General features: G+C 68.7%; 8 protein-coding genes. 2 read left to right on the forward strand and 6 right to left on the reverse strand.

Annotated elements, in window-relative coordinates; translation table 11 throughout:
• Positions 1–554: phospholipase D-like domain-containing protein (locus tag VGF12_RS12755; protein WP_331176413.1), on the reverse strand; the 554-nt coding region annotated here is incomplete at its 3' end.
• Between the two features lie 78 nt (positions 555–632).
• Here VGF12_RS12755 and VGF12_RS12760 point away from each other — a divergent pair.
• Positions 633–2,123, forward strand: a complete 1,491-nt coding sequence (locus VGF12_RS12760; protein WP_331176414.1) for an amidase — start codon at positions 633–635, stop codon at positions 2,121–2,123.
• On the opposite strand, the gene VGF12_RS12765 is transcribed toward VGF12_RS12760, so the two are convergent.
• The 4 genes from VGF12_RS12765 to VGF12_RS12780 are packed head-to-tail and all read right to left on the reverse strand — an operon-like array spanning position 2,120 to position 4,659.
• Complete coding sequence (locus tag VGF12_RS12765; RefSeq protein ID WP_331176415.1) at positions 2,120–3,199, reverse strand: ATP-binding protein; 1,080 nt, start codon at positions 3,197–3,199, stop codon at positions 2,120–2,122. The two genes, VGF12_RS12760 and VGF12_RS12765, sit on opposite strands and share 4 nt — an antisense overlap.
• Complete coding sequence (locus VGF12_RS12770; RefSeq protein ID WP_331176416.1) at positions 3,196–3,912, reverse strand: response regulator transcription factor; 717 nt, start codon at positions 3,910–3,912, stop codon at positions 3,196–3,198. The genes VGF12_RS12765 and VGF12_RS12770 overlap by 4 nt, the downstream gene beginning before the upstream one ends.
• A complete protein-coding gene (locus tag VGF12_RS12775; protein WP_331176417.1) occupies positions 3,890–4,213 on the reverse strand; it encodes an ATP-binding protein in 324 nt (107 codons plus the stop codon). Before VGF12_RS12775 ends, VGF12_RS12770 begins: the two co-directional genes overlap by 23 nt.
• Positions 4,213–4,659 carry a hypothetical protein gene (locus VGF12_RS12780; RefSeq protein ID WP_331176418.1) on the reverse strand — a complete coding sequence of 149 codons (447 nt, stop codon included), beginning with the start codon at positions 4,657–4,659 and terminating at the stop codon, positions 4,213–4,215. Before VGF12_RS12780 ends, VGF12_RS12775 begins: the two co-directional genes overlap by 1 nt.
• A gap of 199 nt (positions 4,660–4,858) precedes the next feature.
• On the opposite strand from VGF12_RS12780, the gene VGF12_RS12785 reads away from it, so the two are divergent.
• The gene (locus VGF12_RS12785) at positions 4,859–7,675 is read left to right on the forward strand and encodes a valine--tRNA ligase (RefSeq protein WP_331176419.1); all 2,817 of its coding nucleotides are present in this window, start codon (positions 4,859–4,861) and stop codon (positions 7,673–7,675) included.
• Positions 7,676–7,692: 17 nt separating this feature from the next.
• On the opposite strand, the gene VGF12_RS12790 is transcribed toward VGF12_RS12785, so the two are convergent.
• Positions 7,693–8,198 (reverse strand): NAD(P)-dependent oxidoreductase (locus VGF12_RS12790; RefSeq protein ID WP_331176420.1); only part of this gene is annotated, 506 nt, incomplete at its 5' end.

The following is an 8,198-nucleotide window of genomic DNA, read 5'->3' on the forward strand; positions in this document are numbered from 1 at the left end:
TGCACCTGGGCCACCAGTGCCGGATCCGTGATCCGCAAGCCGGCCTCCTGGATGTGCTTCAGCGAGCGCCAGTCGAAGTTCTGGCTGCCCACATAGGCTTCACGCCGGTCGACGACGAAGTACTTGGCATGGATGATGCCGTTGCCGCTGAGCTTGCTGTAGTCCAGCAGGCGGAAGTCAAGGCCGGGAATGCGCTGAAGACGCGCCAGCGTCGCCGGCTCTGACAGGCGCTGGCCTTTGGCCTCCATCAGGAAGCGCACCTTCACACCGCGAGCCACGGCAGCTTCGAGGCGGGCGATCAGCAGGTCCAGCGCCTCGCCGTCGCGGCCGGCGACATAGAACTGGCCCAGAACGATTTCGTCGCGGGCGGCATCGAACATCTCGCGCCAGACCTGCACGGGCTCGCGCAGGTCTGGCGCCGTCAAACGGGTCTCGGCCGGCGAGGTGTAGACCAGCTCATAGCCTGGAATGGAAAAGTCGGCCTGTGCAGTCAGGCTGACGACGCTGGTCAGAGCGCCCAGCATCAAGGCGGGCAGGCGAAGAAAGATTCTCATGTCGGCGGGTGCAGCAAAAGCGCCCGCAATGTAACGTCCGACGGACAGAATGGCGGCCTGCGCTCGACCGGACCCGTCATGAATTTCAACGACTACCGCCGCCACGATGCCACCGCCCTGGCCGCCGAAGTGGCCGCCGGCCGCGTCCGAGCCGAGGCGCTGCTGGATCTGGCCCTGGCCCGCCTGGCCGCCGTGCAGCCGCAGCTGCGGCCGGTCTGCCGGCCGATGGAGGCCGAGGCCCGCGCACAGTTGGCACGTGGCATCGGCAACGGCCCGCTCGCAGGCGTGCCCTGCCTCATCAAGGACGTGGCCCAGGACTACGCGGGCGTGCCCACGAGCTGGGGTAGCCGTGCCTACGCCCACCTGCCGCCGCCGCGGGAGCATTCTCATGTCGTGCGACGACTGCTGGGCGCCGGCCTCGTCATCTTCGGCAAGACCAACGCGCCCGAGCTGGGTCTCAAGGGCGTCAGCGACCCGCTGGCCTTCGGTCGCAGCAGCAATCCCTGGGATGTGCGCCGCACGCCGGGCGGCAGCAGCGGCGGCGCTGCCGCGGCGGTGGCGGCGGGCGTCGTGCCCATGGCGGCGGCCAACGACGGTGGCGGATCCATCCGCATCCCGGCGGCCTGCTGCGGCCTTGTCGGGCTCAAGCCCTCACGGGGGCGCATTTCGGCCGGCCCTGGCGCGGGGGAGGCCTGGTTCGGTGCCTGCAGCGAAGGTGTCATCTCCCGCAGCGTGCGCGACACCGCGCTGGCGCTCGACGTCCTCGGCGGCCCCGAGCCCGGCGACCCCGTGGCGCTGCCCGTGCCGGACACACCCTTCGTCGCTCAGCTGCGCGCACCGCTGCGCCGCCTGCGAATCGCCTGGTGCGCCGATTCGCCCATCGGCGAGCCGGTGCATGACGAGGCCAGGCTGGCTGTCGAACGCACGGTTACGCTGCTGCGGGGCCTGGGCCACGCTGTCGAGCCGGCCCGCCCGGACCTCGACGGCCGAGCGCTGGCCAACGGCTATCTGCACATCTACTTCGGCCAGGTGGCGGCCGCACTGCGCCAGGTCGTCGCGGCAGGCGGGCGCGAAGCGGATTTCGAACCACTGACCCGCCTCATCGCCACGCTGGGTCGCGCCACCAGCGCCGAACGGCTGACGCTGGAACTGCTGCGCTGGAACGACTACGCCCGCAGCCTCGCCGCGCTGCATTCCCGCTATGACGTCTACCTGACGCCGACGCTGGCCACGCCTCCGGTACCGCATGGCACCGGCGACCCGCCGCCGCTGCAGATGGCCGTCTTCAACGCGCTGCGGGCCTCGGGGCTGTTGAGTCTGCTCAAGCGAGCCGGACTGCTGGACGGCATTGTCCAGCACATGGCCGCCGACAACCTGCGCCACGTACCCTTCACCCAGCTCGCCAACCTGACGGGCACGCCAGCCCTCTCGCTGCCGCTGCACTGGACGGCCGACGGCCTGCCACTGGGCGTGCAGTTCAATGCGGCCCCGGGCGAAGACGGCCTGCTGCTGCAGTTGGCCGCCGAACTGGAGGTTGCCCAGCCCTGGTTCGATCGCGTTGCGCCCTAGCAGAAGCGAATCGAAGCCTCGAAGCCGGGTTCGGCATTGCGCAGTTCGAGCCGCCCGCCATGGGCCTCGGCCACGAGGCGGCACAGGCACAGGCCCAGGCCCACGCCGCCACCGTGGCGGGTGCGCGCCTCGTCTGGTCGATAGAAGGGCTGGCCGAGATGGAGCAACGACTCGGGCGCCACGCCCGGACCGAAGTCGCGCACCGTCAGACGCACGCCCGCCCCCTCGCGTGCGAGGCTGAGCTGCACGGCGCCGCGCGTCGCGTCGTTGTGGCGCAGCGCGTTCTGCACGAGGTTGCGCAGGCACAGCTGCAGGCGCAGCCGGTCCAGTTGCAACAGCGGCAGCCCAGGTTCGATGTGCAGTGCCAACCCGGGCTGCGCCTGCTCGCGCGCGAGCGCGGCGAGATCGCAGTCGGACAGCTGCAGCGCGCGGTGTCCGCTGCCCAGTCGTTCGCTCTCCAGCAACGCCGATATCAGGTCCCGCATCTGCGCCAGCTCCTGCAGCAGCGCGTCGCGCGACTCGCCCTCGCCCACCAGCTCGGCGTGCAGGCGGGCACGCGTCAGCGGGCTGCGCAGCTCGTGGCTGATGGCCAGCAGCAGCGCGCGCTTGCCGTCCAGCATGGCCTGGATGTCGGCGGCCATCTGGTTGAAGCGAAGCGCCAGGTCACCGATCTCGTCGCCGTGGATGATCGGGACGCGATGCGAAAACTCCCCTCGCCGGAAGGCCTCGGCGCCGAGGGCCAACGCATGCAGCGGCCGGACCATGTGACGGATCATGCCGAAGGCTGCACCCGTGACGACCAACAGGGCCGGCACGGCCCACAGCAGCCCGTACGCACTGCCCATGGACAGCCACAGGATGGCGCTGCTGACGCAGGCCAGCATGACGAAGATCGCAATCAGTCGTGCGCCCAGCGAGTGCTTGAAGCGTGCATGCTGGTGATGCCATCGCTGGTGCCAGCGGTGGCGCACCCGCCACCGGTACTCCCAGTCCCGGCTCATGCGCCGTGCGCGCTTGGCCTTCTTGCGCTCCCAGCGCTCGCGCCAGCGGTGGTCGTAGGGGTGCTGCGGCCTCATGCGGTCTGTTCCGGCAGCGCGAAGCAGTAGCCCGCGTTGCGCAGCGTCTTCAGCGCCGCGAGCGGCTCCAGCTTGCGACGCAGCCGGCTGACGAGGATGTCCACGGCGCGTGTGTACAGCTCGGCCTCCTGGCCGCGCAGGCGATTCAGGATGTCGTCGCGCGAGAAGACCTTGCCTGCCTCGCGAGCAAGCATCAGGAGCAGCTCGTACTCGGTGCCGGTCAGCTCGACCAGTCCGCTCGCGCACCTCACCTCGCGTCGCGCGGTGTCGATCTCCAGGCCCTCGAAGCAGAGCTTGCCGGCCGGCTGCGGCGCGACATGCGCGGCGGCCGCCGGTGCGAAGCGCGTGCGGCGCAAGATGGTCTGCAGCCGCGCCGCCAGCTCGCGCGGCTCGAAGGGCTTGGGCAGGTAGTCGTCGGCGCCCAGCTCCAGGCCGACGACACGGTCAGTCAAATCGCCGCGCGCCGTCAGCATCAGGACCGGCATGTCTCGCCAGGCGTCATGGCCCGCGCGCAGGCGCTTGCAGAACTCGAAGCCGTCCATCTCGGGCAACATGCCGTCGAGGATGAGCGCGTCAAAGCGCTCCGCAGCCAGCCGCTCCAGCGCGACGCTGGGCCGGGTGACGGCCTCCAGATGGAGGTCGAAGCGGGCGAGGTATTGCGTCAGCGGCCCGGCAAGGGCCTCGTCGTCGTCAATCAGCAGCAGTCGATGCATGGCGCGATGAATTCTGCCCGGCCCTGACCAGCGTGATGGCCCGCTCGGGGCAGGCGCTGACGCAATGGCCGCAAGCTTCGCAGGACCCGGCATTGGGCGTGAAGGCCTGCTCCCAACCATGCGCCATGCCTCTGAGCTTGCCGAACAGGCTCAGCGCCCGGCGCTGCTCGGAGGGCAGGTTGCCCAGCGTGAAGACATTGAAGGGACAGACGGCCACGCAGTCGCCTTTTCCCTCACAGCGGTTGCGGTCGATGTGGGGCATAAAGCGGCCGCGCGGCTGCTTGCCGCAGTGCACATCCATCACGCTGCGTCGCCATGCCGGCGCGAGTGGCCGAAACGCCGCATCATGAAGCGCAGCACCTGGCGCTGCTCGCCGTCCAGCGAGTCGAAGAAGTCGGCAAAGCTGCCAATCAGGGCGGGTCCCGCGGCACGCAGCGCATCGAGCTTGGCGTCCAGCAGCTGCTGGGCCGACTCGCCCGGGAACCGCTCACCGGCGATCAGTCCGACGAGCTCTGGCCCGCGCGCCAGGCCCCTGAGCGCGTCGCGCTGCTGCTGGAGCTGGCCGAACCAGGCTTGAAGGCGGCGTTGCTGCCCGTCGTCAAGGTCCAGCTTGGCACCCACGCGTGCAAGGAGGTGCTCGGCGAAGCCGTCAGCGTCAGCATGACGGCCGAAATGATGGCCATGAGCGTGGTGGCCAAAGTGGTGGCGGAATTCTTGATGGGCGTGCCAGCGACGAAAAAAGTTCATGGTGTGCTTCCGTGGGCGCTCGAGGCCCTTTGGTTGGGATGGCACCCATGATTCCGACCACCCCTCGGAAGAACATCTCGCCGGGGTATCGCCGGGTTTCGTTTTGTATCGGGGTCGCCCCCTAAAATCACGGGTTCCCTCCCCTGTCGACAAGCCCCGTGAAGCCCTGCACTCACCGGGCGCCAGCCGAGACCCGCCCGTGACCGAACTTGCCAAGTCCTTCGAACCCGCCGCCCTGGAAGCCCACTGGGGCCCGAAGTGGGAGGCCGCCGGCCTGTACGAGCCGACTCTGGACACGGCCAAGCCCTCGTTCAGCATCCAGCTCCCGCCGCCGAACGTGACCGGCACGCTGCACATGGGCCACGCCTTCAACCAGACGGTGATGGACTCGCTGACGCGCTACCACCGCATGCTGGGCCACAACACGCTGTGGGTGCCGGGCACCGACCACGCCGGCATCGCCACACAGATCGTCGTCGAGCGCCAGTTGCAGGCCGCAGGCCAGAGCCGTCATGACCTGGGCCGCAAGAACTTTGTCGCGCGCGTCTGGGACTGGAAGCAGGAGAGCGGCAACACCATCACCAGCCAGATGCGCCGCCTGGGCGACTCGGTGAGCTGGGGCCACGAGTACTTCACGATGGACGAGAAGCTCTCGAAGGTGGTCATCGAGACCTTCGTGCGCCTCTACGAGGAGGGCCTGATCTACCGCGGCAAGCGCCTGGTGAGCTGGGATCCGGTGCTGCAGTCCGCCGTATCGGACCTGGAGGTGTCGTCCGAGGAAGAGGACGGCTCGCTGTGGCACATCCGCTATCCGCTGGCAGACGGTTCAGGCTCGGTGGTGGTCGCCACGACTCGCCCTGAGACCATGCTGGGCGACGTGGCCGTCATGGTCCACCCCGAGGACGAACGCTACGCAGCGCTGATCGGCAAGCTCGTGAAGCTGCCGCTGACCGACCGCGAGATCCCGGTGATCGCCGACGACTACGTGGACCGCGAGTTCGGCACCGGCGTCGTCAAGGTCACGCCGGCCCACGACACCAACGACTACGCCGTCGGCCAGCGCCACGGCCTGGACATGATCTCGGTTCTGGACCTGCAGGCCAAGATCAACGACAACGCGCCCGAGACCTACCGCGGGCTGGATCGCTTCGTCGCGCGCAAGCGCATCGTGGCCGACTTGGAGGCGCTGGGCCTGCTCGTCGAAGTGAAGAAGCACAAGCTGCAGGTGCCGCGCTGCGAGCGTACCGGCCAGGTCGTCGAGCCCATGCTGACTGACCAGTGGTTCGTCGCCACCACCAGACCCGGCGCGGACGGCAAGAGCATTGCCGACAAGGCCATCGCCGCTGTCGACACCGGCGCGGTCAAGTTCCATCCCGAGCAGTGGGTCAACACCTACAACCACTGGATGAACAACCTGCAGGACTGGTGCATCTCGCGCCAGTTGTGGTGGGGCCACCAGATTCCGGCCTGGTACGGCACGGGCGGTGAGCTGTTTGTCGCACGCAGCGAGGAAGAGGCGCAGGCCCGAGCCAAGGCCGCCGGCTATCTGGGCGAGCTGACTCGCGACCCCGACGTGCTGGACACCTGGTACTCCTCGGCCCTGGTGCCGTTCTCGACGCTGGGCTGGCCCGAGCAGACGCTGGAGCAGGAGCTGTTCTTGCCCTCTTCCGTGCTTGTGACCGGCTACGACATCATCTTCTTCTGGGTCGCCCGGATGATCATGATGACGACGCACTTCACTGGCCAGGTGCCGTTCAAGGACGTCTACATCCACGGCCTGGTGCGCGACTCGCAGGGCCAGAAGATGAGCAAGTCCGAAGGCAATGTGCTGGACCCGGTGGACCTCATCCAGGGCTGCGATCTGGAGACGCTGACCAAGAAGTCCACCACCGGCCTGCGCAAGCCCGAGACGGCGCCCAAGGTTGCGGCCCGCGTGAAGAAGGAATTCCCCGACGGCATGCCGGCCTATGGCGCCGACGCGCTGCGCTTCACGATGGCCAGCTACGCGACGCTGGGCCGCAACATCAACTTCGACACCAAGCGCTGCGAGGGCTATCGCAACTTCTGCAACAAGCTCTGGAACGCGACGCGGTTCGTGCTGATGAACTGCGAAGGCCAGGACTGCGGCCTCGCGCATGACCAGGGCGCTTGCCCGCCCGGCTACAACAACTTCAGCCAAGCCGACCGCTGGATCACCAGCGAGCTGCAGCGGGTGGAAGCTGCGGTGGCTCAGGGCTTCGCCGAGTACCGACTCGACAACGTGGCTAACACCGTCTACAGCTTCGTCTGGGACGAGTATTGCGACTGGTACCTGGAAATCGCTAAGGTGCAGATCCAGACTGGCGACGAGGCCCAGCAGCGGGCCACGCGCCGCACGCTGATCCGCGTGCTGGAAACGACGCTGCGCCTGCTGCATCCCATCGCGCCCTTCATTACCGAAGAGCTGTGGCAGACCGTGGCTCCCGTGGCGGGCCGCAAGACGGTCGATTACATCGGCCAGGCGCCCTACCCCCTCGCCCAGCCGGAGCGCATCGACGCCAGCGCCGACGCCTGGATGGCCCAGCTCAAGGACGTGGTCGGCATCACGCGCAGCCTGCGTGGCGAGATGGCCCTGAGCCCCAGCGACCGCGTGCCGCTGCTGGTGGGCGGCGACCTGTCCTTCCTGACCGAGGCAGCCGCCGTGCTCAAGGTGCTGGCCAAGCTCAGCGCTGTCGAGCTGATCGCCGACGAGACCGAGTTTGCCCAGCAGAGCGCCACGGCACCCGTACTGGTGCACGGTGCGGCCAAACTGGCGCTGAAGGTCGAGATCGATGTCGAGGCCGAGCGCGCCCGGCTGACCAAGGAGGCCACGCGCCTGGAGGTCGAGATCGCCAAGGCCGAGGCCAAGCTGGGCAACGAGAGCTTCGTCGCCCGTGCGCCGGCCGCCGTCGTCGAGCAGGAGCGCGGCCGCGTGGCTGGCTTCAAGGAGACTGTGGCCCGCCTGCGCGAGCAACTGGCCCGTCTGCCGGCCCACTGAACCTCGGTCGCTGAGCCTCAGTAGTAGCCGGCGGCCCGGGTCGCGGTCGTGTCGGCGGACTTCCTCTTGCTGCCGGGCACCGTGCCCAGCAGCTCGTCGAGGCCGCGCGCCACTGCCCAGGCGGCGCGTACGCGCGACTCACGCGTTGTCCCCGCCAGCCGCGGCGTGACCTGCAGCGTCGTGATGCCATGCAGGGGCCGTCCGGCTTCCAGCCAGCCCGGCTCCATGCTATCGAACCAGGCCGCGCGCAGCTTGCCGGTGCGCAGGGCCCGCCCCAGCGCCGCTTCCTCGACGAGGCCGGACTGACTCAGGCCGACGAGCACCTGGCCGGCGCGCGCGCGCTCCAGCTGGCGCTCGCCGATGAGTCCACGAAAACGATCGAAATAGGACAGCAGCAGAACGAGGCCATCGCTCTGTTCGACCAGTTCGGCCAGGCTGACGGACTCGATGCCCCAGCGCGCCCAGGTCGCGTCACTGGGGTGCAGACCCGGGTCGTAGCCGATGACACGCGAGCCAAAGGCGT

Origin of the sequence: Roseateles sp. (assembly GCF_036404855.1) — a bacterium.
Taxonomy (GTDB): Bacteria; Pseudomonadota; Gammaproteobacteria; order Burkholderiales; family Burkholderiaceae_C; genus Pelomonas.

Bases quoted from the DNA above. Each gene is read 5' to 3' on its own strand.
- VGF12_RS12780 (WP_331176418.1), bottom strand. From the start codon at position 4,659: ATGAACTTTTTTCGTCGCTGGCACGCCCATCAAGAATTCCGCCACCAC.
- VGF12_RS12770 (WP_331176416.1), bottom strand. From the start codon at position 3,912: ATGCATCGACTGCTGCTGATTGACGACGACGAGGCCCTTGCCGGGCCG.
- VGF12_RS12765 (WP_331176415.1), bottom strand. From the start codon at position 3,199: ATGAGGCCGCAGCACCCCTACGACCACCGCTGGCGCGAGCGCTGGGAG.
- VGF12_RS12775 (WP_331176417.1), bottom strand. From the start codon at position 4,213: ATGGATGTGCACTGCGGCAAGCAGCCGCGCGGCCGCTTTATGCCCCAC.
- VGF12_RS12760 (WP_331176414.1), top strand. From the start codon at position 633: ATGAATTTCAACGACTACCGCCGCCACGATGCCACCGCCCTGGCCGCC.